22 protein-coding genes are annotated in these 25,535 nt (G+C 67.6%); 12 read left to right on the top strand and 10 right to left on the bottom strand.

Going from position 1 to position 25,535, the window contains the following annotated elements:
• Positions 1-359 precede the first annotated feature (359 nt).
• The 6 genes from AVT10_RS15735 to AVT10_RS15710 all read left to right on the top strand — a co-directional run bounded on the left by AVT10_RS15735 (position 360) and on the right by AVT10_RS15710 (position 10,690).
• Positions 360-1,070 (top strand): GntR family transcriptional regulator, encoded by a 711-nt coding sequence (locus AVT10_RS15735; RefSeq protein ID WP_232308055.1) that lies wholly within the window; start codon positions 360-362, stop codon positions 1,068-1,070.
• 31 nt (positions 1,071-1,101) lie between these two features.
• Complete coding sequence (locus AVT10_RS15730) at positions 1,102-2,160, top strand: SIS domain-containing protein (protein ID WP_066693599.1); 1,059 nt, start codon at positions 1,102-1,104, stop codon at positions 2,158-2,160.
• Positions 2,157-3,284, top strand: coding sequence for an N-acetylglucosamine-6-phosphate deacetylase (gene nagA / locus AVT10_RS15725; RefSeq protein WP_066693596.1), 1,128 nt, complete (start codon positions 2,157-2,159; stop codon positions 3,282-3,284). The genes AVT10_RS15730 and nagA overlap by 4 nt, the downstream gene beginning before the upstream one ends.
• A gap of 58 nt (positions 3,285-3,342) precedes the next feature.
• A complete protein-coding gene (gene ptsP, locus AVT10_RS15720; protein WP_066693593.1) occupies positions 3,343-5,850 on the top strand; it encodes a phosphoenolpyruvate--protein phosphotransferase in 2,508 nt (835 codons plus the stop codon).
• Positions 5,847-7,520 (top strand): N-acetylglucosamine-specific PTS transporter subunit IIBC, encoded by a 1,674-nt coding sequence (gene nagE / locus AVT10_RS15715; protein WP_066693588.1) that lies wholly within the window; start codon positions 5,847-5,849, stop codon positions 7,518-7,520. The genes ptsP and nagE overlap by 4 nt, the downstream gene beginning before the upstream one ends.
• A 164-nt stretch (positions 7,521-7,684) precedes the next feature.
• Positions 7,685-10,690: a TonB-dependent receptor domain-containing protein gene (locus AVT10_RS15710; RefSeq protein ID WP_232308051.1), complete on the top strand. Its 3,006-nt coding sequence runs from the start codon at positions 7,685-7,687 to the stop codon at positions 10,688-10,690.
• Between the two features lie 60 nt (positions 10,691-10,750).
• Here the strand turns inward: AVT10_RS15710 and AVT10_RS15705 are convergent, their stop codons facing one another.
• Together AVT10_RS15705 and hemW are read right to left on the bottom strand one after the other, a co-directional pair.
• On the bottom strand, positions 10,751-11,746 hold the full coding sequence (locus AVT10_RS15705; RefSeq protein WP_066693586.1) for a N(4)-(beta-N-acetylglucosaminyl)-L-asparaginase: 996 nt from the start codon (positions 11,744-11,746) through the stop codon (positions 10,751-10,753).
• A 64-nt stretch (positions 11,747-11,810) separates the two neighbouring features.
• A complete protein-coding gene (gene hemW / locus AVT10_RS15700; RefSeq protein WP_066693584.1) occupies positions 11,811-12,959 on the bottom strand; it encodes a radical SAM family heme chaperone HemW in 1,149 nt (382 codons plus the stop codon).
• A gap of 20 nt (positions 12,960-12,979) precedes the next feature.
• Between hemW and AVT10_RS15695 the strand changes: the two genes are divergently transcribed.
• Positions 12,980-13,543 (top strand): CAP domain-containing protein, encoded by a 564-nt coding sequence (locus AVT10_RS15695; protein ID WP_332307360.1) that lies wholly within the window; start codon positions 12,980-12,982, stop codon positions 13,541-13,543.
• A gap of 6 nt (positions 13,544-13,549) precedes the next feature.
• Here AVT10_RS15695 and AVT10_RS15690 read toward each other — a convergent pair whose 3' ends face one another.
• The 4 genes from AVT10_RS15690 to rph all read right to left on the bottom strand — a co-directional run bounded on the left by AVT10_RS15690 (position 13,550) and on the right by rph (position 15,724).
• Positions 13,550-13,933 (bottom strand): VOC family protein, encoded by a 384-nt coding sequence (locus AVT10_RS15690; protein WP_066693580.1) that lies wholly within the window; start codon positions 13,931-13,933, stop codon positions 13,550-13,552.
• 69 nt (positions 13,934-14,002) lie between these two features.
• The gene (locus AVT10_RS15685) at positions 14,003-14,218 is read right to left on the bottom strand and encodes a hypothetical protein (protein WP_198158613.1); all 216 of its coding nucleotides are present in this window, start codon (positions 14,216-14,218) and stop codon (positions 14,003-14,005) included.
• Between the two features lie 163 nt (positions 14,219-14,381).
• The gene (gene rdgB, locus AVT10_RS15680; RefSeq protein ID WP_066693578.1) at positions 14,382-15,011 is read right to left on the bottom strand and encodes an RdgB/HAM1 family non-canonical purine NTP pyrophosphatase; all 630 of its coding nucleotides are present in this window, start codon (positions 15,009-15,011) and stop codon (positions 14,382-14,384) included.
• Positions 15,008-15,724 (bottom strand): ribonuclease PH, encoded by a 717-nt coding sequence (gene rph / locus AVT10_RS15675; RefSeq protein WP_066693575.1) that lies wholly within the window; start codon positions 15,722-15,724, stop codon positions 15,008-15,010. Before rph ends, rdgB begins: the two co-directional genes overlap by 4 nt.
• 116 nt (positions 15,725-15,840) lie before the next feature.
• Between rph and AVT10_RS15670 the strand changes: the two genes are divergently transcribed.
• From AVT10_RS15670 to AVT10_RS15650, 5 genes are all read left to right on the top strand, one after another.
• The gene (locus tag AVT10_RS15670) at positions 15,841-16,338 is read left to right on the top strand and encodes a DUF6438 domain-containing protein (protein ID WP_084401791.1); all 498 of its coding nucleotides are present in this window, start codon (positions 15,841-15,843) and stop codon (positions 16,336-16,338) included.
• Between the two features lie 65 nt (positions 16,339-16,403).
• A complete protein-coding gene (gene hrcA / locus AVT10_RS15665) occupies positions 16,404-17,441 on the top strand; it encodes a heat-inducible transcriptional repressor HrcA (protein ID WP_066693566.1) in 1,038 nt (345 codons plus the stop codon).
• Between the two features lie 21 nt (positions 17,442-17,462).
• Positions 17,463-18,020: a nucleotide exchange factor GrpE gene (locus AVT10_RS15660; protein ID WP_066693564.1), complete on the top strand. Its 558-nt coding sequence runs from the start codon at positions 17,463-17,465 to the stop codon at positions 18,018-18,020.
• A gap of 83 nt (positions 18,021-18,103) precedes the next feature.
• Complete coding sequence (locus tag AVT10_RS15655; RefSeq protein WP_232308050.1) at positions 18,104-20,800, top strand: [protein-PII] uridylyltransferase; 2,697 nt, start codon at positions 18,104-18,106, stop codon at positions 20,798-20,800.
• Positions 20,801-20,840: 40 nt separating this feature from the next.
• Complete coding sequence (locus tag AVT10_RS15650; RefSeq protein WP_066693560.1) at positions 20,841-21,047, top strand: hypothetical protein; 207 nt, start codon at positions 20,841-20,843, stop codon at positions 21,045-21,047.
• A gap of 18 nt (positions 21,048-21,065) precedes the next feature.
• On the opposite strand, the gene AVT10_RS15645 is transcribed toward AVT10_RS15650, so the two are convergent.
• The 4 genes from AVT10_RS15645 to AVT10_RS15630 form a co-directional block, all read right to left on the bottom strand.
• Entirely contained in the window at positions 21,066-21,512 is a 447-nt protein-coding gene (locus tag AVT10_RS15645) for a DUF1003 domain-containing protein (RefSeq protein WP_066693721.1), read from the bottom strand.
• Positions 21,513-21,915: 403 nt separating this feature from the next.
• Positions 21,916-22,449, bottom strand: a complete 534-nt coding sequence (gene infC / locus AVT10_RS15640) for a translation initiation factor IF-3 (RefSeq protein ID WP_066693558.1) — start codon at positions 22,447-22,449, stop codon at positions 21,916-21,918.
• 63 nt (positions 22,450-22,512) lie between these two features.
• The gene (gene thrS / locus AVT10_RS15635) at positions 22,513-24,525 is read right to left on the bottom strand and encodes a threonine--tRNA ligase (RefSeq protein WP_066693555.1); all 2,013 of its coding nucleotides are present in this window, start codon (positions 24,523-24,525) and stop codon (positions 22,513-22,515) included.
• Between the two features lie 206 nt (positions 24,526-24,731).
• On the bottom strand, positions 24,732-25,535 hold the full coding sequence (locus AVT10_RS15630; RefSeq protein ID WP_232308049.1) for a hypothetical protein: 804 nt from the start codon (positions 25,533-25,535) through the stop codon (positions 24,732-24,734).

The raw sequence follows: 25,535 nt of genomic DNA, 5'->3' as shown, positions 1-25,535 counted from the left end.
CTACATAAAAATGAAAACAATCTTCACTGGTGAGAAATTTGATCCGATTTGCGTGCAATCGCCGCCTATGGCGAGGTTGTGCGAGTCTTTGACGCAATAAAATTGCTTAATCCAAAACAAAGGCGGGTTCCGTCGGATAGCGCATGGTCCTATGCAAACGACCGCGATGACCGATCCAATTCGCTGGATGATACCGCGAACAGCGGGCTGAATGGCATGATCCGGCCTGCGGAATCGGCATTGCATAGTACCAAAAACATACCTATCAGAGGGGCGTGTCCGCATCGTCCGCCTCCGCCATCGTTCGTTCGTCCGCCCCGGTTAGCGGCGGTACGGCCTTTTCCGAGCGGGTCGGGCAGTTGCGCGGCGATGCCCACGCGCCGCTCTATGTCCAGTTGCAGCAGCTGGTGCGCAGCGCGATCGAGCGGCGGATCCTGTTGCAGGACGACGCCATCCCGCCCGAGCGCGATCTGGCCGCCGAATATGCCGTATCGCGGATCACCGTGCGCAAGGCGATCGAGGGGCTGGCGAACGAGGGGCTGGTGGTGCGTCGGCGGGGCGCGGGCACCTTCGTCGCGGCGCGGGTCGACAAGAGCTTTTCGAAACTGTCGTCCTTCTCGGAGGATATGGTCGCGCGCGGACGGGTGCCGAGCAGCGCATGGGTGGCGAAGTCGGCCGGGCTGGTGACGCCCGAGGAATCGATGTCGCTCGGCCTGTCGCCCGGTACGCCGGTCTATCGGTTCCAGCGCATGCGCTTTGCCGACGATGTGCGGATGGCGGTCGAATATTCGGCGATCGCCGGCCATTGCCTGCCCAGCGTCGATGCGGTCGGCGAGTCGCTCTATGCCGCGCTGGAGGTCACCGGCTGTCGCCCGGTGCGTGCGCTGCAACGGTTGCGCGCCATGGCGTTTCCCGCCGAACAGGCGAAGCGGCTGGGCGTCGAGGTCGGCCATGCCGGGCTGTTCATCGAACGGCGCGGCTTCCTGGCCGATGGCGACACGGTCGAATTCACCCAATCCTATTATCGTGGCGACGCGTACGACGTCGTCGCCGAACTGAACGCAAGCTGATCCGGCGCCGGCCGGGTCCAAGAGGGGGTTCATGACGTCTATCGCCGAAGCCGGGCCGAAGCCGGTCGCAGCCGGGCACACCGCCATGCACCGCGAGGCGGGGGAGGGCGGCGCAGCGGTCGCCCGCTTCCTGTCGCGCAACGCCGACACGCTCGCCGCGCTGGGGCAATCGCTGCGCGCCGACCCGCCGGCGCTGGTCGTGACCTGTGCGCGCGGATCGTCGGACCATGCCGCGACCTATGGCAAATATCTGGTCGAGACATTGTGCGGCGTTCCGGTCGCCTCGGCGGCGCCGTCGGTCGCGTCGGTCTATGCGACGCGGATGGAGCGGATGAACGCGCTGGTGATCGCGGTGTCGCAATCGGGCCGCAGCCCCGACCTGCTGCGCACCGTCGAAAGCTACAAGGCAGCCGGCGCGCGCGTGGTGGCGCTGGTGAATGTCGAGGATTCGCCGCTCGCAGCCCTTGCCGACACGGTGCTGCCGCTGTCGGCGGGGGCGGAGACCTCGGTCGCGGCAACCAAGTCATTCATCACCTCGCTCGCCGGCCTTGCCGCCATCGCCGCGCATTGGAGCGAGGATGCGGCGCTGCTGGCGGCGCTCGATAACCTGCCTGCTCAGTTGGAAGCGGCGTTCGACCTCGACTGGAGCGCAGTCGCCGATACGCTGGTCGATGCGCGCAATCTGTTCGTGATCGGGCGCGGCTACAGCTTCGGCGTGGCGCAGGAGGCGGCGCTGAAGATGAAGGAAACCTCCGCGCTGCATGCCGAGGCATTCAGCAGCGCCGAGGTCCGCCACGGGCCGATGGCGATCATAAACGACGGCTTTCCGCTGCTGGGCTTTGCCACCTCCGACGATGCCGGCGACGATGTCCGGGCGGCGGCGGCGGAGTTTGCCGGGCGTGGTGCGGCGGTGCATCTGGCCGACGCGGCGAGCGACGACAGCCATCCGCCGGCGATCCGCAGCCATCCCGCGATCGAGCCGATCCTGATGATCCAGAGCTTCTATCGCATGGTCAACATGGTGTCGTTGCGGCGCGGGCTGAACCCCGATCAGCCGCCGCACCTGCGCAAGGTAACGGAAACCCGATGAGCAGTTTCGTTGTTCGCGGCGGCCGCGTGCTCGCCGATCATTGTACGCAGGACAGCTGCGCGTTCCGCGTCGAGAACGGCGTCATCGCCGACTTCCATGCCGGTGCCGACGCGGAGGTCATCGACCTCGACGGCGGCTGGCTGGTGCCGGGTTACGTGGATACGCAGGTCAATGGCGGGGGCGGCGTTCTCTTCAACGACCATCCGACGGTCGAGGGCATTCGTGCGATCGGTGCGGCGCATGCGAAGTACGGCACCACCGCCTTCCTGCCGACGCTGATCAGCGATTCGCTGGATATCGTTGCCGCCGGTCTCGACGCGGTCGATGCCGCGATCGAACAGGGGGTGCCGGGCGTCGTCGGCATCCATGTCGAGGGGCCGTTCCTGAACCCGGCGCGCAAGGGGATTCACGACGACAAGCATTTCCGCGCACTGGACGATGCGGCGATCGACCTGCTGACGCGCCCCCGCAAGGGCGTGGTGATGGTCACGCTGGCGCCCGAGCGCAACGACGTTGCCGCGATCGAGCGGCTGGTCGCGGCGGGCGTGATCGTCAGCATTGGCCATAGCGATGCGAGCTACGAACAGGCGCGCGCGGCGATCGATGCCGGTGCGCGCGGCGTCACCCATCTCTACAATGCCATGTCGCCCTTGAAGCATCGCGATCCCGGCGTGGTCGGCGCGGTGCTGGAGGACCGGAATATCTATGCCGGACTGATCGTTGACGGCGCGCATCTGCACCCGGCGGCGATCCGCGTGGCGCTGGCGGCGCGGCCGATCGACCGGTTCATGCTGGTGACCGACGCGATGCCGACCGTCGGCGCGGCGTCGAAGGAATTCGTGCTCAACGGCCAGCCGATCCATGTCGAGAACGGCGTGTGCGTCGATGCCAACGGCACGCTGGCCGGCTGTGACCTCGATATGGCCACCGCGGTCAGGAACACGGTCGAACTGGGTGTCGCGTTCGAGGATGCGGTGGCGATGGCGTCGGCAAACCCGGCCGCCTTCCTGCGCCTGTCGCACCGCATCGGCAGCATCGATGTCGGCCACAGCGCCGATTTCGTCTGGCTCGCCGCCGACCTGAGCGTGCGCGGCACGTGGATCGCGGGCAACCGCATCGTCTGATGATCCGGCCCGGTGAGCGCAGCAGGCGCGGCCGGGCCCTTGACCCAAGGGGGCATTGATGACCGCCATCCAGCTGACCGCGCCGCTTCACGGGTGGGCGGCCGCGCTCGACGATGTGCCCGATGCAGTGTTCGCGGGACGCATGCTGGGCGACGGTGCGGCGATCGATCCGCTGGGCACCACGCTGCATGCGCCCTGCGATGGACAGGTGCTGACGCTGCACGCCGGCGGCCATGCCATCACCCTGCGCGGGGAGGGCGGGGTCGAGCTGCTGATGCATATCGGCATCGACACCGTGCAGCTGGGCGGCAGCGGCTTTACCGCGAAGGTCGCGGTCGGCGACATGGTGACGCGCGGCCAGCCGCTGATCGACTTCGACCTCGACGCCTTGGTGCAGGCCGCGCCGTCGCTGATGACGCCGATCATCGTCACCAATGGCGACGCGTTCCGGATCGTCGATCGCACCGGGGGCCGCGCGGTCGCGGTCGGCGATCCGCTGCTGACGCTGGAGCCGCTGGGTGCGGTAGCGGTCGATACGCAGGCGTCGGGCGGCGAGCGGGTCGTCGCCGATGTCCGCGTGCCGCTGGCACACGGCATCCATGCCCGCCCGGCCGCGCGGATCGGCGAGGTCGCGAAGGGCTTCGCCGCGACCTGCTGGCTGGCGAAGAACGGCACGGAGGCCCGGACATCGGGCGCGGTCGGCCTGCTGGGCCTCGGCATCCGCCATGGCGATACGATCAGCGTCATCGCCAGCGGACCGGATGCGGCACAGGCGGTGACCGCGCTGGTCGACCTGATCGAGGGCGGCATGGGCGAGGGCGTGGGCGAAGTGCCCGCCGCGCCGATCGCCGCCCCGCCGCCCGCCCAGCCCGTCGACCTGCCAGAGGGGCAGCTGGCCGGAACGCTCGCCGCGCCGGGCTTCGCCATCGGCACAGCGCGCTGGCTGCGCGTCGCCGACATTGCCGTGCCGGTCGACGGACAGGGGCCGGGCGTGGAGGCTGCGCGGCTCGACAGCGCGCTGGCGGCGGTGCGCGACCGGTTATCGGCGGAGGACGGCACGCATGCGGGCGCGACGATCCGTGCGGCGCATATCGCGTTCCTCGACGATCCCGAACTGCGCAAGGCCGCCGACCGCGACGTGGGCGCCGGGCGCGACGCCGGCCACGCATGGCGACAGGCGACCCGCGCACAGGCCGAGGTGCTGCGTAGCCTCGGCGATGCGCGGCTGGCCGAACGGGCCGACGATCTGCTCGACCTCGAACGGCAGGTGCTGCGCGAACTGACCGGGGCGGCGGACGATGCGTTGGCGTTCGCGCCGGGCACGATCCTGCTCGCCGACGACCTTTTGCCGTCGCAGGTGATGGCGCTCGATCCCGCCTGCGTGGTCGGCCTGGTGGTCGAGCGGGGCGGCCCGACCTCCCATGTTGCGATCCTTGCGGCGACGATGGGCCTGCCCGCGCTGGTCGCGGTGGGTGCGCCGCTGAACGAGGTGGCGGACGGGGCGACGCTGATCCTAGATGCCGACAATGGCGTCCTGCACGTCGCACCCGACGACGCGACGCTGGCGGAGGCGCGGACGCGGATGGAGCGCCGCGCCGCCGATCGCGCCGCCGCGCTCGCCCAGGCGGCCGAGCATTGCGTCACCGCCGATGGCGTCCGCATCGAAGCCTTTGCCAATCTGGGATCGGTCGAGGATGCGGTCGTCGCCATGGCGAACGGCGCGGAAGGATCGGGGCTGCTGCGCACCGAATTCCTGTTTCTCGAGCGCGATACCGCCCCCGACGCCGCCGAACAGGCCGCACTCTATGGCAACATCGCCGCCACACTGGAGGGGCGGCCGCTGATCGTGCGGCTGCTCGACGTCGGCGGCGACAAGCCGGCCTCCTATCTGCCGATCGCGCCGGAGGAAAATCCGGCGCTCGGCCTGCGCGGCATCCGCGTCGCGTTGGCCATGCCGGACATCCTTGAGGCACAGCTGCGCGGCATCCTGTCGGTGCAGCCGGTCGGGCAATGCCGGATCATGGTGCCGATGGTCGCCAGCGTCGACGAGATTACCGCCGTCCGTGCGGTCGTCGACCGGCTGCGCGTCGAGATGGACATTACGGAGCGGGTCGAGGTCGGCATCATGGTCGAAACCCCGGCGGCGGCGGTCACGTCGGCGACGTTGGCCGCCCATGCCGATTTCCTGTCGATCGGCACCAACGACCTGACCCAATATGCGCTGGCCATGGATCGCGGCAATCCGGCGGTCGCCGGCGGTGTCGACGGCCTCCACCCGGCGGTGCTGCAACTGATCGCGCATACGACCGACGGGGCGAAGCGTCACGGCCGCTGGGTCGGTGTCTGCGGCGGGCTTGCCTCCGACCGGTTGGCGGTGCCGTTGCTGATCGGCCTCGGCATCACCGAATTGTCGGCTTCCCCGCGCTTCGTCCCCGAATTGAAGGCGCTGGTCCGCCGGCTCGATACCGCCGCCTGCCACCGCCTTGCCCTCCGCGCGCTGGCGGCATCGTCGCCGCGTGAGGTCCGCGCCATGGCCCGCGAATTTTGTCAGGAGCTTGCCGCATGAGGTCCGTCGTCGAAGCGTTGCAACCCATCGGCCGCGCGCTGATGCTGCCGATCGCGGTCCTGCCGGTGGCGGGGCTGCTGCTGCGGCTGGGCCAGCCCGACCTGCTCGACATCGGCCTGCTTGCGGCGGCGGGCGATGCGCTCTTCAACAATCTGGGGCTGTTGTTCGCGATCGGCGTCGCTTGCGGCATCGCGCGCGACGGCAACGGCGCGGCGTGTCTTGCCGGGGTCGTCTGCTATCTGGTCGTCAAGAATGGCGGGCCGGTGTTCCTGACCGTGCCGCCGGAGATCACGCGCGGCTTCGACGAAGCGACCGCCGCGACCCTGTCCGCGGCGTGGAAGGTAAAGGCCTTCGCCAAGCTCGACGTGCCGATCGGCATCGTCTCCGGCCTGATCGGCGGCAGTTTCTACAACCGGTTCGCGACGATCAAGGTGCCGGAATATCTCGCCTTCTTCGGCGGTCGCCGTTTCGTGCCGATCGTCAGCGGGCTGGCCGGCATCGCCATCGCCGTGCTGGTGGGGCTGAGCTTTGCGGGGATCAGCGCGGCGCTCGACCTGACCAGTCGCGCCCTGGTGGCATCGGGCAGCATCGGGCTGTTCGGGTTCGGCCTGCTCAACCGGCTGCTGCTGGTGACCGGGCTGCACCATATCCTCAACAATGTCGCATGGTTCGTACTGGGCGACTTCAACGGCACCACCGGCGACCTGCGGCGCTTCTTTGCCGGCGACCCCAATGCCGGTGCGTTCATGGCCGGGTTTTTCCCGATCATGATGTTCGGCCTGCCCGCCGCATGCCTCGCCATGTACCGCTCGGCATTGCCCGACCGGCGCAAGGCGGTGGGCGGCATGCTGCTCAGCCTAGCGTTAACAAGTTTCCTGACCGGTGTGACTGAGCCGATCGAATTCTCCTTCATGTTCCTCGCCCCCGTGCTCTACGCGATCCATGCGGTGCTGACCGGCGTGTCGATGGCGGTGATGGATGCGCTGGGCGTGCGGCTGGGCTTCGGCTTTTCGGCCGGGCTGTTCGACTATGTGCTGAATTATGGAAAGGCGACGCAGCCGCTGCTGCTGCTGCCGATCGGCGCGGTCTATTTCGCGGTCTATTATGGCGTGTTCCGCTTCTTCATCGTCCGGTTCGACCTGAAGACGCCGGGGCGTGACGCCAGCGCCGCGCCGATGGGCGGGGCGCCGGCCGAGGGGGGCGTTCGGGGACGGGCGTTCCTGGCGGCACTGGGCGGCAGCGCGAACCTCGCCAGCATCGGCGCCTGCACGACGCGGCTGCGACTGGTGGTCGCCGATCAGGCATTGGTCGACGAAGCTGCGCTCAAGTCGCTCGGCGCGATGGGCGTGATCCGACCGTCGGACCGGGCGGTGCAGGTGATCGTCGGCCCGATCGCCGATCAGGTGGCGGAGGAAATCCGCGCGGCCGGGGCGGGCGCGCCGATGGCTGCCGTCGCTTTCCCGTCTTCCGAATCGGCGGGGGCCACGGCCGACCTGCCGCCGGCGCTCGTCGCCGCATTGGGCGGGGCAGGGGCGATCCGCGAAGCCCGGACGCTGGCCGGCCGGGTACGCGTCGAACTGCGGGACGCACGCCCGGTCGATGTCGCGACCCTGCCGGGGGTGCGCGGCGCGGCGCAGTTGACCCCGACCACGCTGCACCTGCTGGTTTGAGAACGTTCCCGGTGTGTTGCTCAAATAGCACGCCGGGCAAGCAATACGATCGGCATGGATGAAAAACGGTTTCAGATGATATTGACCTGACTGCTCGCTGGCGGAAAACTGTCTCACAGGTGAAATAATCGCGCCTTGTGACGCGGCACCGACAGGGGGACTACATGAAGCCGATCACCATGCTGCTGACGACATCGTGTCTCGCGACCATGCTGGCGGGAACCGCCCATGCCCAGGTCGTGCCGGTCGAGGCGCTGCCCGACACCAACGCCGCATCTACCACGACCGACGAGGATGCGGACAAGGCGATCGTCGTCACCGGCACGCGCATCGTGCGCCCGAACAACAAATCGGCTGCGCCGATCGCCACCGTCACGTCGCAGGAGATCCAGGCGCAGGGCGCGACCACGATCGAGGAGGTGCTGAACCGCCTGCCGCAGGTCGCGCCGAACGCCGAACAGAATTATGCGGAATCGAGCGGCCGCCAGCGGATCAAGCTGCGCAGCCTCGGCTTCGAACGCACGCTGACGCTGGTCGACGGCCTGCGCCTCGGCATCCAGAACGGCATGGACGTCGGCATCATCCCGGCCTCGCTGGTCGAACGGATCGACGTGCTGAGCGGTGGTGCGTCGTCGGTCTACGGGTCGGACGCGGTGTCGGGCGTCGTCAATTTCATCCTGAAAAAGAATTTCGACGGGGTGGAATTGAACGGCAATTACAGCTTCTACAACCACCAGAACCGCGAAAACCCGGTGACCGACGCGGCGCGTCGCGCCTTTTTCCAGACGCCGCTCGGCATGACGAACGACGGCGCCCGGATGGACGTCACGATGACGGCGGGCAAGTCGTTCCTCGACAACCGCGTCAACCTTACCGGCTTCTTCAGCTACCGCCAGTCGGACCTGCTGCCGCAGGGCGCACGGTCGTGGTCGGCATGCGAAGTGACCCAGCCGACCAAGGACTCGGCGCTCACCTGCACGCGCAGCCAGTATACGCAGGTCGGCACGATCATTCCCGGCAGCGGGGCGAATGCGGGGCGGGTGCTGGTCAACAATCCTAACGGGTCGGGCAATCTTATTCCCTGGGGATCGGTCGCCGGGGCGGCCGCCAATCCATTCGACGAATTCGCCGCGCAGCGTGAGTTCAACCGCATCAACGCCGGCGGCTTCCTGACGATCGACCTGTCGGAGGCGGCCGAAATCTATTCGACCTTCCTCGCCTATCGCGACCGGTCGCAGAACCCGACGCCGCTGCGCGTCTATCCCTCGGGCATCTACGGTTCGACGCCCTATCAGGTGAATTGCAACAACCCGTTCCTGTCGGCGTCGCAGGGGCAGACCCTGTGCGGCGGCGCGGCCGGCACCAACACGCTGGTGCCGTTCAACCTGCTCTATCGCTTCGACGGACTGCCGCCGGCGTACAACAAGTTCGAGAACCTCGGCTACCGCGTCACCGGCGGCATTCGCGGCAAGGTGCTGAAGGCGTGGAACTACGACATTGCCGGCGTCTATTCCGCCAACCGGTCGACCGACAGCTACCCGCCCTTCCCGAACGAGGACCGGCTGCGCCAGTCGCTGATCGTCGATAACGTGGGCGGCGTGCCGACCTGCCGGACCGGGGGCGCCGCCTGCGTGCCGTTCAACCCGTTCCGGCCGTACAACAACGCCGCAGCCTTCGTCGATTCGGTCTATGAAAGCGTCGACGGTCGCCAGATCAGCAAGCCCAGCATGTGGCAGGTGCTCGGCACGGTGTCGGGCGATCTCGGCGAATATGGCATCAAGTCGCCGTTCGCCGATCAGGGGGTGGCGATCGCCGCCGGCGTCGAGTTCCGCGCCGAACGCTTCATCTCGACCGCCGATGCGCAGTTCCGCCTGACCAATGGCGGCACCGACGCGCGCTTCACCCAGAATGTCGTCGAAGGCAACGTCGAAGCGCAGCTGCCGCTGGTCGAGGACCAGAGCTGGACCCAATTGCTGCAGGTCAACCTCGGCTATCGCAAGTCGAAGTACAACCGGCTCGACGGCGCGTTCGACACGTGGAAGGTCGAGGGCCTGTGGGCGCCGATCGACGACATCACCCTGCGCGGATCGATCAACAAGGCGCAGGCCGCGCCGTCGCTGATCCAGGCGGTGCAGGCGAGCAACATCAACTATGTGACGGTCGGATCGCGCAACGATCCGTGCGCCACCACCCCCGATCCGCAGAATCCGGGTCGCTTCCTGGCGCCGACCGCCAGCATCGAAGCGTGCCGTGCGACCGGCCTGCCCGACAATCTGTACGGCAGCCAGACGCTGAACTGCCCGGACGCGCTGTGCACGATCCGCAACGGCGGGTTCAACCTGACGCCGGAAACCGCGTACACCAAGACGTTCGGCGTCGTGCTGCGTCCGCGCTTCCTGCCGGGGCTGACCGTCTCGATCGACCGGTTCCTGATCGATCTGAACGATTCGATCAGCTATTTCAGCGCGGGCGATTTCGTGAACGGCTGCGTACAGACGCAGAACCCCTATTATTGCCGCGGCATCGTGCGCAATCCGGGCAGCTACACGCTGTTCAGTCCGGCGGCGAGCAACCCGACGACCGGGTTCATCATCCAGGGCACCAGCAACGGGTATAAGAGCGACTCGCACGGCTGGGATTTCCAGGGGCAGTATGCGCTGAACCTCGACACGGCCGGACGGCTCGACCTGAGCTTCAACGGGACGCTGATGACGTCGATCGGCAGCCAGGAATCGCCGACCGTCACCGCACGCCAGTGCGTCGGCTATTATGGTCCGTTCTGCGGCGAAGGCTTCCCGAAATGGGTGCACGGCCTGCGCACGACCTGGTCGACGCAGGACAATGTCGTGAACATCTCGCTCAACTGGCGCCATCAGGGGCCGATGACGATCACGTTCAATGCGGACGCGGACACCGGCATTCCGTACGGCCCGGCGAACCGTCGTTCGACCTACAACCGGATCGAGGCCTATGATTATTTCGATCTGGCGACGACGTTCAACGTGGCCAAGCGCTTCGTCCTGCGCCTCGCGGTCAACAACCTGTTCGACCGCGATCCGCCGCTGATCCCGAACTCGCGGTCGGAGCTGGGGCTGCTGCGCAACAACACGGTGTTCCGCTACGACCTGCTGGGTCGTCAGATCGTGGCCGGCGCGACCGTCCGCTTCTGATCCCGGCGAACGGACAGGAAAATAGGCCCGCTCCCATGATGGGGGCGGGCCGTTTTCGGTTCAGCCCTTTCGCAGGCTGGCCGATGGCAGCACGGTGCTGCGCCCGTCGTCGCCGGTGACGGCATAGGTGAAGCCGGGCAGGATCGCGAAGGCGCCGACCTGTCCGTTCCGGTCCATCGCAAGGAAGCCGACCTGTACCCCGTCGAGCGCCGACCCGCGTAAGCGGGCGATATGCTCGACTGCCTCGCGACACGCGTTCATCGGCGTCATGCCCGCGCGCAGCGACGATACGACGCGGGCGGTGCCGGCGATACGGGTGACTTCCTCACCCAGGCCGGTGGCGGTGGCTGCACCCACGCCCGCCTCGACGAACAGGCCGCTGCCGACCTGCGGGGAATCACCCACCCGGCCGTGCAGCTTGAACGCCATGCCCGATGTCGTGCAGGCACCCGCCAGCTCGCCGTTTGGCGCGCGGGCGATCATGCCGATCGTGTCATGGTCGAGCGGCCCGCCCAGCGGCGCGCGCGCATTCTCGCTATTGGCGACGGGCTGGTATTTCGATGTCTTCAGCCATTTGCGCCATTCGGCCTCGGCCTCCGGCGTCAGCAGCTTTTCGGCGGTGAAGCCATTGGCCAGCGCGAACTGCCGTGCGCCGTCCCCGACCAGGAAGGTGTGCGGCGTGCGCTCCATTACCGCGCGCGCGACCGAGATCGGGTGGGCGATGTCCTCCATCGCCGCGACCGCGCCGACATGGCCCTTGTCGTCCATGATGACCGCGTCCAGCGTCACCCGGCCGTCGCGGTCGGGATAGCCACCCTTGCCGACCGAATGGTTGGTCAGGTCGGCCTCGGGCACTTTCGCGCCGGCCTCCAGCGCGTCGATCAGGCTGCCGCCGCTCCTGAACCGCGCGACCGCCGCATCGTTGGCGGCGGCGCCGAAGTCCCAGGTCGAGGCGACCCGCAGCGTCGAGGTCGCGCGGGGCTGCGCGGGCAGGCGGGCCGCGCCGGTCGCGGCGGCGAGGCCGGCGATGGCGGTGCGGCGGGTGATGGTCGGCATGAAGCGCCCTCTTTTCACTGGTGATGCGCGGTTGTGCGCACTCCCGGCGAAACGGGCAAGGGGATCAGACGGCGATCTCGCGCAGCACCGCGTCGAGCACCGGAATCCCCGCCGGGGTCAGCGCCAGCCGGTCGCCGTCGCGGACCAGCAACCCCTGTCGCGCCAAGAGCGATACCGCATCCGGCCGCACGACCGCATCGATCGGACGCTGGCCCAGGCGCGCGATCCGGGCGAGATCGACGCCCTCGCGCATCCTGAGGCCCATCACCAGCGCCTCGGTCACGCGCTCGTCGGGGGTCAGCGCATCCTCCCGCTCGATCCCGTGACCGTTGCGCTCGACCGCGGCGATCCAGTTCTCCGGCTTCTTGCGGCGCACGGTTGCGAGGCCGGAGCGCCGCCCATGCGCGCCGGGACCGATCCCGGCATAGTCGCGATAGCGCCAATAGGTCAGGTTGTGGCGGCTCTCCGCCCCCGGCCGGGCATGGTTCGACACCTCGTACAGCGGCAGGCCGGCGGCAGCGGTCATCGCCTGCGTCGTTTCGAACAGGTCGGCGGACAGGTCGGCATCGGGCAGCGTCAACTGCCCCTTGGCCGCCAGCGTCGCGAAGCGGGTGCCCGGCTCGATGGTCAGCTGGTAGAGCGACAGATGCTCGGTCCCGAACGACAGCGCGCGGGCGAGTTCCGCCTCCCATGCGGGCAGCGACTGGCCCGGCCGGGCATAGATCAGGTCGAAGCTGACCCGTGCGAAATGTCGCTGCGCCACGCCCAGCGCCGCCAGCGCTTCGTCGACGCCATGGGCGCGTTCGAGGAACGCCAGCGCATCGTCGTGCAGCGCCTGCACGCCCAGCGACACGCGATTGACCCCGGCGGCGGCGATGTCGGCAAAGCGCGCCGCTTCGACCGAGGACGGGTTCGCCTCCAGCGTGATTTCGATTTCGTCGGTCGGCGGCCAATAGCCGCACGCCGCCTCGATCACCGCCGCCACCGTCGCAGGCGGCATCAGCGACGGGGTGCCGCCCCCGAAGAAGATCGATGCCAGCCGCCGGCCGGGCAGGGCGGCCGCCTCATGCGCCAGATCGGCCAGCAGCGCCTGCATCCATGCCGCCTGGTCCACGCTCTCGCGAACATGGCTGTTGAAGTCGCAATAGGGGCATTTCGACACGCAGAACGGCCAATGGACGTACAGTGCGAGGGGTGCTTGGTCGGGCTGCATCGCCGTCCCATATGGGCGCGATGCGAGCGATACAAATGCTGATGGCGGCGCTGTTGCTCGGCGCCTGTTCCGCCGGACCCAATCACGTGCCCGAGCGGGTGGTCGAACCCCGTGCGTTCGACGGCAGCGCGCCGCGCGGGCCGGCGCTGCTGCGCCAGGCGATGGAGGCCGGGCATCGCGCCGCGCGGGCGCAGGCGGGCCTGCCGCCGCTTGCCTGGGACCCGGCGCTGGCGCGCGATGCGCAGGCCTATGCCGACACGCTCGCCACGACCCGCCGTTTCGAACATTCGCCGCAACCGCGCGGGGTGCCCGAACAGGGCGAGAATCTGTGGACCGGCACGCGCGGCGCCTATCGCTATGCAGAAATGGTCGGGCATTGGGTCGCGGAAAAGCGCGACTATGTCCCCGGCATCCTGCCGGCGGTGTCGCGCACCGGCCGGTTCGAGGATGTCGGCCATTATACCCAGATCATGTGGCGCGCGACCCAGCGGTTCGGCTGTGCCGAGGCGAGCAGCGCGAAGGACGACTATATCGTCTGCCGCTATGTCCCGGCCGGCAATTATGTCGGGCAGCGCGCCTTCTGATCCGCGTCAGGGATTGCGGACGACCGCCAGCTTGTTGCCCGCCGGATCGCGGAGATAGGCGGCATACCAGTTGGGGCCGTAGGCGGGGCGTGGCCCCGGCGGACCTTCGTCGCTGCCGCCCTGTGCCATCGCGGCGGCGTGGAAGGCGTGAACCTCCTCCCGGCTGTCGACGAAGAAGCCGATCATCGCGCCGTTGCCGGGCGTGGCGGGGCCGCCGTCGAACGGCGTGGCGGCCCACAGGACGAAGCCTTCCCCGCTGCCGCCCTTCGAATAGCCGCGCCAGCCGGGGAAATCGGCATGGCTGCTCCACCCGATCGTGGCCAGCACCGCGTCGTAGAATGCATGGGACACCGCCGGGTCGACCACGCCGACCGTCGCATATACGCTCATCGTCCATCCTCCCGTTATTATGCGGGCAGGATAGACTTGTTACGCGAACGTATCAAGAACGAATGTGGATCATCCGCGCGCGCCGGCGATCATCTTCGCGGCGATATGGCGTACCGCATCGTCATTCTTGTCGCCGCCATGGGTCGGGTCGCCCAGCTTGTCGAGGCTGGCCTCCAGCGAGTCGAGCAGGCCCGGATGCTGCTGTTCGACATAGCGCATCGTCCAGAACAGGAGATGCTCGACCGCGATCTCGCGGTGGCGGGTTTCGGTGATCGCGTCGGACATCGGATTTCCTTTCGGGGCGTCCAATGTTCGGGGCGGGGCGGGCGTTCCAGCCTTGCGGTAATCAGGCTGTTTGTACCCCCGCGCAGGCGGGGGTCCAGAGCCATGGACGTCGTCCTCTGTTACCCTGGACCCCCGCCTGCGCAGGGGTACGGTTCGGATGACATCAAAACACCGCCTTCACCAGCTGCGCGAACGCATCGGCGCGGTGGCTGATCGCATGCTTGTGGTCGGGATCGATCTCGCCATAGCTCTGGTCCATGCCGTCCTGGACGAACATCGGGTCGTAGCCGAAGCCATGGTCCCCGCGCGGCGGCCATACCAGCTGTCCGTCGACGCGGCCCTCGAACCATTCGACGTGCCCGTCGGGCCATGCCAGCGCCAGCGCGCAGACGAAATGCGCGGCGCGGCTGTGCTCCGGCCCGGTCGCCTGCATCCGTTCCTCGACCAGCCGCATCGCCGCGTCGAAATCCTTCGACGGGCCGGCCCAGCGGGCGGAAAAGATGCCCGGATCGCCGTTCAGCGCCTCGACGCACAGGCCGCTATCGTCGGCGAGCGCGGGCAGGCCCGACAGGTCGGCGGCCTGCAACGCCTTCAGCTCGGCATTGGCGACGAAGGTCGTGCCGGTTTCCTCCGGTTCGGGCAGGTCGAGTTCGCCGGCCGAAATCGGGGTGACGCCGTACGGGCCGAGCAGTGCCGCGATCTCGCGGATCTTGCCCGGATTGTGGCTGGCGATGACGAGCTTGCCGGGGGTCAGCTTGCGGATCGCCTGCGGCTCCTTGCCCTCGCCGCTCATCGACCGGTCGCCCGCAGTTGTTCGGCGAAAATGCGCCCGCAGCCGATGCGGGCGAGGCGCAGCAGACGCAGCAGCGCCTCCTCGTCATAGCACGCCCCTTCGGCGGTCGCCTGTACCTCGGCGATGTTGTTGTCGCTGGTCAGCACGAAGTTCGCATCGGCATCGGCGGCCGAATCCTCGATATAGTCGAGGTCGAGCACCGGCGTGCCCTGATGAATGCCGCAGCTGACCGCGGCGACCTGGCGGCTGATCGGATCGACTTCCAGCTTGCCTTCGCGCAGGAGGCCATCGACCGCGAGGCGCAGCGCCACCCATGCGCCGGAGATCGAGGCGGTGCGGGTGCCGCCATCGGCCTGGATCACGTCGCAGTCGAGCGTGATCTGCCGTTCGCCCAGCGCCTTCAGGTCGACGACCGCGCGCAGCGAACGCCCGATCAGCCGCTGGATCTCCTGCGTGCGGCCCGACTGCTTGCCCTTGGCCGCCTCACGGCTGCCGCGGGTATGGGTGGCGCGGGGCAGCATGCCGTATTCGGCCGTGACCCAGCCTTCGCCCTTGCCGCGCAGCCACGGCGGTAGCCGCTCTTCCAGCGAGGCGGTGACCAGCACCTTGGTATCGCCGAAGCCGATCAGGCACGAACCCTCCGCATGGCGGGTGAAGTTCGTTTCGATCGTGATGGCACGCATTTCGTCGGGGGTGCGGCCGGATGGGCGCATGGGAGTCTCCTGAAATTTCCTCAGCCCTAGCCGTCCGTTCATCGCCGCGCCAGCCACGGCGCGTTAGGCAAAGGGAACGGGGTCGCAACGAATGGCCCCGGAACAGGGAGCGACTGATGCGAAAAATGGCGCTGGCGATACTGCCGATGCTGGGCGGGTGCGTGATGGCGGGCGGCAATACGACCACCCAAACGGCCCCGGTGGCGATCGAGCGCGAGACGATCAGCTATGAAACCTCGCGCTGTTTTGGGACCTGTCCGGTCTACCGCGTTACGGTCCAGCCCGATGGGACCGGTGTGTTCGAAGGGCGCCAGTTCACGAAGGTCGTCGGCACCCGCAACTTCCGCGCCACCCCGGCGCAATATCGTGCCTTCGCCGCGAAGCTGCAGCCCTATCGTCCGCAAGGCGAGCAACTGATCCAGCCGGGCCAGCCGGGATGCGGGCAGGTGGCGACCGACATGCCCTCGGTCGATATCCGCTGGAACGAGCCCTCGGGCGCGTCGCAGCATCTGTCGCTCTATTATGGTTGCCGGATGCACGATCAGGCGATGAACGAAGCGCTGCGCTCGGCCCCGAACGAGCTGCCGATCCGCGAGTTCATCGAGGCGCCGTAAGCTCCTCCCCATGAATGGGGAGGAACCGGGTTCCGCTCGCGGCTTCGTCGCCCTACATTCCCCCCATGGCCCAACCGATCCATGAACTGACCGACCGCGCACGCGACGTGTTTCGGATCGTGGTCGACAGCTATCTCGCCACCGGGGCGCCGGTCGGATCGCGCACCATCGCGCAGCTTTCGGGTTTGAACCTCTCCCCCGCCTCGATCCGCGGCGTGATGCAGGACCTCGAGGAGGCCGGGCTGCTCGCCGCGCCGCATGTCAGTGCGGGACGGATGCCGACCGAAACGGGCCTCCGCCTGTTCGTCGACGGCATGATGCATGCGATGGAGCCATCGGCGCAGGAGCGCGCGACCATCGCCGCGCAGGCGGACAGTGCGGGGCCGGTCGAGGAAGCGCTGGCCGGCACCGCCGCTGCGCTCTCCGGCCTGTCGGCGAGTGCCGGCGTCGTGCTGGTGCCCAAGCGCGAGCCGGTGCTGCGGCAGGTATCGTTCGTGCCGCTGTCGGGCACGCGCGCTCTGGCGGTGCTGGTCGGTGCCGACGGTTCGGTCGAGAACCGCGTGCTGGAAACGCCGGGTGCCAGTCCGGCCGCGCTGGTCGAGGCGGGCAACTACCTGACCGCACGGCTGTCGGGTTTGACGCTCAGCGAGGCGCGATCCCGCATCCTGCGCGAGATCGGGCAGGAACGCGCCGAACTGGATGCCGCCGCCCGTGCGCTGGTCGAACGCGGGCTCGTCATGTGGAGCGAGGATGGCGATCACCGCCCGGTGCTGATCGTGCGCGGGCAGGCGCGGCTGATCGACGATGCCGCCAGCCACGACCTCGACCGGGTGCGCCAGCTGCTGGATGAACTGGAGGGCAAGGAAGAGATCGCCCGGCTGCTCGAATCGGCGCAGGATGGCGATGCCGCACGCATCTTCATCGGGTCCGAGAACAAACTATTCGCATTGACCGGATCGTCGGTGATCGCCAAGCCGGTCCGCGCGCTGGACGGGCGCGTCGTCGGCGTCGTCGGCGTGATCGGGCCTGTCCGGTTGAACTATGCCCGTGTCGTGCCCATGGTGGATTTCACCGCAGCGACGCTCGCGCGCCTGCTGGGCTGACCAGACGAAGAAGAGACCGGAATGAACGACATCCCCGCCAACGACGATACGAACGACCTGCGCGAAGCCACCGCAGAGGCCGCCCCCGAAGTCGCCGAAGCGGATCGCCATGCCGAACTGGAGGCGAAGCTCGCCGATGCGCAGGCCGAGGTGCTCTATGCCCGTGCCGACCTGCAGAATGTCCGCCGCCGCGCCGAAAAGGAAGTGGCCGACGCCCGCGCCTATGCCGCGACCGCGTTCTCGCGCGACATCCTGTCGGTCGCCGACAATCTGTCGCGCGCCTTGTCGGCGATCCCCGACGACCTGCGCGGCGACGACCGGCTGAAGGGCCTGATCACCGGCTTGGAAGCGACTGGCCGCGAGCTGGAAAGCGTGTTCGGCCGTCACGGCATTACCAAGCTGGTATCGGTCGGCGAACCGCTCGACCCGAACAAACATCAGGCGATGTTCGAAGTGCCGTCGGCCGATGCGAAGCCCGGCACGGTCGTGCAGGAAATCCAGACCGGCTACATGATCCGCGACCGGCTGCTGCGCCCGGCGCTGGTCGGCGTGGCCAAGGCGCCGGAGGGCGGGGCCTGAACGACTCGGTCCAGCCCGACCTCGCCACCCCGCCGCGGTTCGAACGCATCGTCCATCCCGAGGCGATCGTCGACCGCGGCGCGTTGAATGCGGCACTTTCGGCACTTTCCGGCGAGGGACAGGACGGCGTGGCGCTGCGGCGCGCGGCGACCGCGGTACTGCGCGACGCCATGGCGCAGGGCCGTGCGGAGATCGAGCGGCGGCTGCGCGCCAATCCCAGCCACGGGCTGGAGACGGCGGCCGCCTATGCCTATCTGACCGATGCGATCCTCGTCGCGCTGATCGGCTTCATCGTCGAGCGCGTCCATCCCAACCACAACCCGACTGCCGCCGAGCGGATGACGCTGATCGCGGTCGGCGGCTATGGCCGGGGTGAGATGGCGCCGCATTCGGACGTCGATATCGGCGTGCTGACCCCGTGGAAGCAGACGCCCTGGTCGGAACAGGTCATCGAATCCACCCTGTACGCGCTATGGGACCTGGGGCTGAAGGTCGGCCATTCGTCGCGCTCGCTCGACGAAATGGTGCGGCAGGCCAAGGGCGACGTGACCGTGCGCACCGCATTGGTCGAGGGGCGCTATGTCTGGGGCGACACCGCGCTCTATGCGGAGGCGGCGCAGCGCTTCAAGACCGAGGTGCAGGAAGGGACCGCTCGCACCTTCATCGCCGAGAAACTGGCCGAACGCGACGCGCGGCACAAGAAGCTGGGCGACACGCGCTATGTCGTCGAACCCAATGTGAAGGAAGGGAAGGGGGGCTTGCGTGACCTGCACGCCCTCTTCTGGATCGGCAAATATGCCTATAACGTCCGCCGCGCCGCCGATCTGGTGCCCGCCGGACTGCTCAGCGCGCCGGAGCTTCGCAAGTTCAACCGGGCCGAGGATTTCCTGTGGGCGGTGCGCTGTCACCTGCACCTTATTACCGGGCGTGCGGAGGAGCGGCTGACCTTCGACGTGCAGACCGAGATCGCGACGCGGATGCGCTATAGCGACCGGGTCGGCAAGTCGCGCGTCGAACGCTTCATGCAATATTATTTCCTGCAGGCGAAGCGAGTCGGCGACCTGACCGGCATGTTCCTCAGCCATCTCGACGAAACCTATGCCGCGCGGGGCAGCCGGTTCGGCTTTCCCCGGCTGCGGCGTCGTCCGCGCCGGCTGCACGGCTTCGTGCTGGATCGGGGGCGGCTGGCGCTGCCCAAGGATGATTTCTTCGCCGAGGACCCGGTTCGCCTGATCGAGATCTTTGCGCTGGCCGATCTGCACGGGCTGGAAATCCATCCGTTGGCGATGCGCGCGGCGTCGCGGGATGCACGACTGGCGGCGCAGGTCCGCTCGCACCCGCGCGCCAACCAGCTGTTCCTCGACGTGCTGACCTCCCCGCGCGATCCCGAGCTGGTGCTGCGCTGGATGAACGAATGCGGCGTGTTCGGCCGCTTCATTCCCGATTTCGGCCGCATCGTCGCGCAGATGCAGTTCGACATGTACCACCATTATACGGTGGACGAGCATACCATCCGCATGATCGGGCTGCTGTCGCAGGTCGAGCGCGGCATCTGTCGCGAAGAGCATCCGCTGGCGACCGCGCTGTTCGGTGGCATCGTCCAGCGCCGCGCGCTGTTCGTCGCGGTGCTGTGCCACGACATCGCCAAGGGGCGCGGTGGCGACCATTCGATCCTGGGCGCGGAGGTCGCCGAGCGGCTGTGCCCACGGCTCGGCCTGACCCCGGCCGAGACCGAGACGGTCGCGTGGCTGGTGCGCTATCACCTGCTGATGTCGGCGACCGCGTTCAAGCGCGATCTGTCGGATTTCAAGACGATCCTCGACTTCACCAGCATCGTCCAGTCGCCGCAGCGGCTGCGCATGCTGCTGGTGCTGACCGTGGTCGATATCCGCGCGGTCGGGCCGGGGACGTGGAACGGGTGGAAGCGGCAGTTGCTCACCACCCTGTTCGAAACCGCCGAGGAGGTGCTGCGCCTCGGCCATAAGCAGCGCGGCCGGGACGAACGCATCGCCGAGAAGCAGGAAACCCTGCGCCGGACGCTGGGTTGGGACAAGGACACGCTGGCCGCCTATGTCCGGCATCTCCCCCCGGCCTATTGGATCGCCGAGCCGGACGACGTCATCGCCGCCAATGCGCGCATGGTCGACCAGTCGGGCGACACCCGCCTGACGATCGATACCAGCGTCGACGAGGATCGCGGCGCGACGCTGGTGACGGTCCATGCCGCCGACCATCCGGGGCTGTTCTATCGCATCGCCGGCGCGATCCATGCGGCGGGTGGCAACATCATCGACGCGCGCATCCACACGACCCGCACCGGCATGGCGCTCGACAATTTCCTCGTCCAGAATCCGCTCGGCGGGCCGTTCGACGAAGCCGGGCAGTTGCAGCGGCTCAAGACCGCGATCGCCGACGCGCTGGCCAACCGCATGAAGCTGAACGACCGGCTGGCGGCCAAGCCGCTGTCGCGGCCGCGTGCCGAGGCGTTCCCGATCGAACCGAACGTGTTGATCGACAATGCGGCGTCGAACCGCTTCACCGTGATCGAGGTCAATGCCCGCGACCGGCCGGCACTGCTCCATCACCTGGCACAGGCGCTGTTCCAGTCGAAGGTGACGCTGCATTCGGCGCATGTCGCGACCTATGGCGAGCGTGCGGTCGATACCTTCTATGTCACCGACCTGACCGGCGACCGCATCACGGGCCAGCTGCGGCTGAAATCGCTTGAGCGGCGAATGCTGGACGCGGCGGCGGGCAAGGAATTTGCCGGCTTCGTGTAATTCCTTGTAGGTCGGTATGGATTAGGCTAGCTTCCGTCGCATGGACTTCCTGATCCTGCTGTTCCTTGCAGCTGCCGTCGTGATGGTGATCGCTGCCATCGCCGCTACCGCCAACCCTCGGACCCGGCGTCGAACCGATGGGGGTGTCGACGGAACAGGATGGTTCGATTTTGGGGACAGCGGCGGGTCATCGGACTGCGGCAGCAGCGATGGCGGCGGTTGCGATGGCGGGGGCGGCGGCGACTGACCCGTCGCCGCATCCCAATCACGCTCTCTGACGGACCCGAGCGCCGCAGGACAACTCGGCGCGGATCGCCGCCACTTCCTCCAGCAACCGGTTGATCTGTGCTTCGGCGCGCAGGTTGGTTTCATAATCCATCCGCGCCTCCAGCCGGTCCTTCGCCGCCTGCCGGTTCTGGCTCATCATGATGATCGGCGCCTGCAACGCTGCCAGCATCGACAGCATCAGGTTGAGGAAGATGAACGGGAACGGGTCGAACGCCCCCGTGCCGAGGATGATGGTGTTGAGCACCGACCATCCGACTAGGAACAGGCAGAAGGCGGTGATGAAGCCCCACGACCCACCGATCGCCGCGACGCGGTCGGCCAGGCGTTCGCCCAGCGTCATCGTATCGTCGAACGCGGTGTTGGGATCGCGCACCGAACCGGTGCGGCGGAAGGGTTCGGTCAGGAACCGGATGGTGGTGTTCATGCTATGCACCTCGCGCGATGCGACCGGCCGCGCCGGCCGATCCCCCGCGAGGCGCCCCAACGATCAGGCGATACGCGGTGACGGCCGGTGCGGCTCGGTCGATCGACTGGAATCGTTGTTGGACATGGACCCTGTCTCGGGACGTTGGCGGAAAGGGACGGTCGGATCGTCCGAGCGCGCGGATGCGCCTGTCGGGCGAGTCGGTCAAGGCGGAGAAACATGAAAAAGCCGTCATGTTCGCGGAGGGAACATGACGGCTTTTGGTGTCGGCAAACTTGCCCTGTTCGTCACTCCCGCGGAGGCGGGAGTCCATGAACGCTATCATCGCGGCTCCTGCCGAACCGTTGGCGTGTATGGATTCCCGCCTTCGCGAGAATGACGAGTGGAGAAACGTGCCCCGCCGTTACTTCGGTGCCAGCACCATCAGCATCTGGCGGCCTTCCATGCGCGGATAGGCTTCGACCTTGGCGATTTCCTGCGTCGCTTCGGCGACACGCTGCAACACCGCCATGCCGAGCTGGCCGTGGCTCAGCTCACGACCGCGGAAGCGCATCGTGACCTTCACCTTGTCGCCCTCGGTGATGAACTGCTCGACCTTCTTCATCTTCGTATCATAGTCATGATCGTCGATGTTCGGACGCATCTTGATCTCCTTGATCTCCTGCGTCTTCTGGGTCTTGCGGGCGAGGTTCGCCTTCTTCTGCGCCTCGTACTTGAACTTGCCCACGTCGAGGAACTTCGCGACGGGCGGGTCGGCGTTCGGCGACACTTCGACCAGATCGAGCCCGACCTCGGCCGCCTGCGCGATCGCTTCGCGCGTGTACATGACACCCAGATTCTCGCCCTCGTGATCGATCACGCGGACCTTCGGGCTCTGGATGAACTCATTGAATCGGGGGCCGTTCATCGGCGGCGGCGCATTCGGGCGACGCATCATGGGCGGACGGATAGGTGCTGCTCCTGTAGTTGTCGAAAGTCCTATATAATCAATCTTGCGCGGTTACGAAAGGTTCCGCGCAAGATCGGGGGCAAGTGCCTCTGCCTTCAGCATCGCGACCAGCTTGTCGAGGCCGATGACCTGCTGCCCCTGGCTGCCGAGGCGACGCAGCGCCACGGTGCGCTCCTCCGCCTCGCGCTTGCCGACGACGACCAGCGCCGGAACCTTGGCGAGCGAATGTTCGCGCACCTTGTAGTTGATCTTTTCGTTGCGCAGATCGGTTTCGACGCGGATTCCGGCGGCCTTGAGCGCTGCGGCGACCTCGTTCGCGTAATCGTCGGCGTCCGAAACGATCGTCGCGACCACCGCCTGCACCGGCGACAGCCACATCGGCATTCGCCCGGCATGATGTTCGATCAGGATGCCGAGGAAGCGTTCGAACGTGCCGAGGATCGCGCGGTGGAGCATCACCGGGCGGTGGCGGTTGCCGTCCTCACCCACATAGGTCGCATCGAGTCGTTCGGGCAGCACGCGGTCCGACTGGATCGTGCCGACCTGCCACGTCCGCCCGATCGCGTCGGTCAGGTGGAATTCCAGCTTCGGCGCATAGAAGGCGCCTTCACCCGGCAGTTCCTCGAACTTGTCCTTGATGTCCTGCGACAGGTTCGACGACAGCACCGCCTCGCGCAGCTCCGCCTCGGCCTTGTCCCACATCGCGTCCGACCCGAAGCGCTTCTCGGGGCGCAGCGCCAGCTTCACCGCATAATCGGTGAAGCCCAGATCCTGATAGACCGAGTCGAGCAGTTCGCAGAAGTCGCGGACTTCCTCGATCAGCTGGTCCTCACGACAGAAGATGTGCGCGTCGTCCTGCGTGAACTGGCGGACGCGCATGATGCCGTGCAGCGCGCCATGCGGTTCGTTGCGGTGGCAGCAGCCGAATTCGGCCATGCGGATTGGCAGGTCGCGATACGACTTGATCCCCTGGCGAAAGATCAGGACGTGCGCCGGGCAGTTCATCGGCTTCAACGCCATCATGTCGGCATCGGCGCTGACGATCGCGCCCTCGTCCTCGGTATTCGGGATTTCGTCGGGCACCACGAACATATTCTCGCGATATTTGCCCCAATGGCCCGACTGTTCCCATTGCCGCGCATCCATCAACTGCGGCGTCTTCACTTCCTGATAGTCGTGGGCGTCCAGCCGGCGGCGCATATACGCCTCCAGCTGCCGCCACATCATATAGCCGTTGGGGTGCCAGAACACCGACCCCTGCGCTTCGGACTGGAGGTGGAACAGGTCCATCTCCGCGCCCAGCTTGCGATGGTCGCGCTTGGCCGCTTCCTCCAGCCGGGTGAGATGCGCGTCGAGCTGCTTCTTCGACAGCCAGCCGGTGCCGTAGATGCGGCTGAGCATCGCATTCTTCTGGTCGCCGCGCCAATAGGCGCCCGACACGCGGGTCAACTTGAACGCCGCCGGATCGAGCTTGGCCGTCGATTCGAGGTGCGGACCGCGACACATGTCGAGCCATTCGCCCTGGCGATAGATGGTCAGTTCCTCGCCCTCGGGCAGTTCGGCGGCCCATTCGGCCTTGAACGTCTCGCCCTGTGCGGTCCAGCGGTCGATCAGCTGCTGGCGCGTGACGACCTCGCGTTCGAACTTTTCGCCCTTCGCGATGATCTTGCGCATCTCCGCCTCGATCAGCGGCAGGTCCTCGTCGGTGAACATGCCGCGGCCGGGGGCAGGGGCGAAGTCGTAATAGAAGCCGTCGTCTGTCGCCGGACCGAAGGTGATCTGCGTGCCCGGATACAGCGTCTGCACCGCTTCGGCGAGGACGTGGGCGAAGTCATGGCGGTGGAGTTCCAGCGCGTCCGCTTCGTCCTTCGCCGTCACGAGCGCCAGCGAGGCGTCGCCGTCGAACGGCCGGTTCAGGTCGCGCACCTGCCCGTCGACCCGCGCGGCGATCGCCGCCTTGCGCAAGCCCGGCGAGATCGCGGCGGCGATGTCTGCGGGAGTAGTGCCCGGCATCACCTCACGGACGGCACCGTCGGGAAGGGTGATGCGGAACATTGCGGACATGAAGGAACACCTGGAATGTCGGAGGATAAACGCCTGTCGGTTAGCCGCTGGGCGCGGGGAGGGCAAGGACACGCGCTTGTCCGTTGCCGACGTCGTCCTTCCGGCGAAGGCAGGAATCCATGGATGCGGGCCGGCCGCGTAGAGTCGTGAACACCCGACACAATGGATTCCGGCCTTCGCCGGAATGACGACCAGGGTGGGCGGTGCTACTCCACCGCCGCGCCTGAGTCGGTATAGGTGATCCGGATCCGCACCCAGCTGCCGATCAGCGGCTTGCCGCCGACGCGCGGGGGCAGGATGCGGAACTGCCACGCCGCCTGCCGCACCGCGCCGGCCAACCCCGATCCGCGCGCCGACTGGCCGATCTCCCGGCAGTCGGTCACCTGGTTGTTGGGGATGGTGCGGCAGGCGACCTCGCCCCAGCCGGGTCGTGCGTTGCGGGGGAGATAGGTCGACAGCTCGGCATGGGTCGGGCGGCGATACCAGTCGGCGGCGTAGAGCCGCTCGCCACCGCCGCTGCCGCCGCCGGCATCGGTATCCGCATCGCCGTCGCCGCTGTCACCCGCCGCATCGCTGCGTCCGGCGCCTTCGCCGATGCTGCGGGTGCCGGGCGTGATCGCGGCACGGGCGAACTCGCGGCCGGTCATTGGAATGACCTTCGACCAGACATCGTTCGACGGCGTGGCTGGCACGGGGGGTGGGGGCGTTACGTCGGGCGGCGGCGCGACGGCGGTGACCGGCGGGGCGGTGCTGGCGCTACCGGCAGCCGCCTTGCGCTGTACCTGCCTGGCGGGCGCGGCAGCCGGGGCGACCTGATCGGCGGGCAGCATGTCGACGATCAGCGGCGATTTCTCGCCGGGCGGCGGAGACATCATCGTCGGTGCGATGCGCAGCAACAGCCACAGGATAGCGACATGGATCGCCACCACCAGCGCCAGCGTGGCGATGCGGCGCTGCAGCGGAACCGGGCGACGCGCGGAGAACCGTTCCTGATACATTGTCGACGCCAC

Origin of the sequence: Sphingomonas hankookensis, assembly GCF_001619955.1 — a bacterium.
In the GTDB taxonomy this organism is placed as follows: domain Bacteria; phylum Pseudomonadota; class Alphaproteobacteria; order Sphingomonadales; family Sphingomonadaceae; genus Sphingomonas; species Sphingomonas hankookensis_A.
Note: the sequence above shows the minus strand (reverse complement) of the source record. Positions and strands in the feature narration are given on the sequence as shown.